The sequence below is a fragment of the Pelotomaculum sp. FP genome, assembly GCF_004369245.1.
GTDB lineage: Bacteria > Bacillota > Desulfotomaculia > Desulfotomaculales > Pelotomaculaceae > Pelotomaculum_C > Pelotomaculum_C schinkii.
This window is the reverse complement of record NZ_QFGB01000120.1, coordinates 1-2,086: the sequence shown is the minus strand read 5'-3', so window position 1 is coordinate 2,086 and position 2,086 is coordinate 1. Positions and strand designations below refer to the sequence as shown.

General features: G+C 56.6%; 2 protein-coding genes and 1 pseudogene. All 3 read left to right on the top strand.

The genetic code is table 11. The features are described 5' to 3' along the window. On the top strand, positions 1-431 hold a 431-nt coding region (locus Psfp_RS20875; RefSeq protein ID WP_243120841.1), incomplete at its 5' end, for a molybdopterin-binding protein. Between the two features lie 195 nt (positions 432-626). Then, a complete protein-coding gene (locus Psfp_RS20870) occupies positions 627-1,763 on the top strand; it encodes an XdhC/CoxI family protein (RefSeq protein ID WP_134220433.1) in 1,137 nt (378 codons plus the stop codon). Next, positions 1,747-2,086 (top strand): annotated as a pseudogene (locus tag Psfp_RS20865) (molybdenum hydroxylase); the annotation flags it as partial. The gene Psfp_RS20870 and the pseudogene Psfp_RS20865, both read left to right, overlap by 17 nt.

Here is a 2,086-nt window from a genome sequence, read left to right as displayed (position 1 = left end):
AAGCGTTCGGTTCAGAGATACTGGGCATAGATTTCGCGCCTGACAACGCTGAAATCATTGCCGCCAAGATCAACAAAATGGCCTCGGAGGGAGCGGATATCATCTTTGTAACAGGAGGCATGTCCGTCGATCCCGACGACGTCACCCCCAACGCCATTCGCCTGGCGGGAGCCAAGGTGGAGAAATACGGCGCCGCCGCGCTGCCCGGCGCGATGTTTATGCTGGCTTACCTGGGGGACGTCCCGATCATGGGAGTGCCGGCCTGCGGGATGTTTTTCAAAATAACCATCGTGGATTTAATCCTGCCGCGGTTGTTGGCGGGTGAGCGGGTAACCCGCAAGGATATCGTGGCGCTGGCCTGCGGCGGGCTCTGCAGGGCTTGTCCCGAGTGCCGGTATCCCAACTGCACCTTCGGCAAAGGCTCGCACTAACCTGAAAATAACATGCAGGCGCGAATTTATTCGCACAAATGTTATATTAAGCCACACAAGTTCGGCGCTGAAGCGCCGTGTGCGAGAGAAAACCGCACTCACATTGCCGTAGTATTCATCTTCTGCCGGCGTTGCTTAGCGAGGCATGTATGGCAAAATAACGCCAAAAATCCAGGGAGGAGGTTATTGGAGTATATGGAAAGCAACCTGGAGCAAGGGATAACCATAGTGACCGTCATTGATAAGCAAAACCTTCCCGACAGCCTCTTGGGGAAGAAGGTAATAGTAAAAATTAACGGTGAAGGGAAAGCAGGAAACCTGGAGCTGCCCTGGCTGGCAGAGCAGGCGGCGAAAATGGTCCAAAGTAACCGGTCCAACGGGATGTTTGAGGTAGCAACCCTGTCCAACCCGGCCAAACCGGAGCAGAGCGCCACAGTTATGATCGCCCCCTACCAGCCGCCGCATGGACTGATCATTTTAGGCGGCGGCCATATAGCCGTGCCGCTGGCAGCTATCGGGAAAATACTGGGGTACCAGGTTACGGTAGTCGACGACCGGCCTGACTTTGCTCACAAAGAGCGTTTTCCCGGGTCCGACAGAGTCATCTGCTGCGACTTCAGCGACATGGAAAGACACCTGGACCTGGGACCGTCAAGCAGTGTGGTAATAATCACCAGGGGCCACCAGCATGATCAGGAATGCCTGCGCCGGTTGATAAAATATCCCCTGGCTTACGTGGGCATGATCGGCAGCAGGCGAAAGATAAAAATAGTCAGGCAGCAGTTGCTCGAAGAAGGTATAGACGCCGAAAAACTGGAGCAGGTGCACATGCCGGTAGGCTTGGACGTAGGCGCGCAGACCCCCGGAGAGGTGGCCGTAAGTATAGCCGCGGAATTGCTCAGAGAGCGCCGCGGCGGGAGCGCCCGCTCCCTAAAAGACCACAGCCCGCAGAAGTCCGCCGGCGACGTTGAACTGCCTTCCGCCGCGGACAGAGAAGTATTGCAGAAAACGCTCACAGGAGATAAAACACCTGCGGCGCTGGCCACAATAGTAAAAACAGTAGGCTCCACCCCTCGCAAAGCAGGCGCGAGGATGCTGGTTTACGGAGACGGCCGGATTTTGGGGACAATAGGCGGCGGTTGCGGTGAGTCGGAGGTCCGGCTGGCCGCCCTTGGTGTGATTGACGAAAACTTGCCGCGCATGTATAAAGTGTCTCTTAGCGCGGACACGGCGGCTGCGGAAGGGATGGTCTGCGGCGGCGCGATGGAAGTATTCATTGAACCGGCAGGCGGGTATCAAGAGGTTTTTAGCGGGGGTGAAAAAAATAAGTAAAAATAAAGCCGTGGTAGTGATAAGAGGAGCCGGCGACCTCGCCTCAGGGGTCGCTTACCGTCTTTACAAGAGCGGCCTGGACGTGATCATGACCGAAATAGAACGCCCGCTGGTGGTAAGAAGGACTGTGTCGTTTGCCGAGGCGGTATATGAAGGGAACGTCACCATAGAAGGGATAGAGGCCGGCCTGGCCGGTTCGGTGGAAGAGGCCCTGTCATTGCTTGAAAAAAAGGTCATCCCGGTGCTGGTAGACCCCGCGGCGGCCGTGGTAAAAGATGCGCGTCCCGCGGTGGTGGTGGACGCGAGGATGGCCAAACGCAATC

Coding starts and splice junctions, on each gene's coding strand:
- Psfp_RS20870 (WP_134220433.1), top strand. CDS start 627: ATGGAAAGCAACCTGGAGCAAGGGATAACCATAGTGACCGTCATTGAT.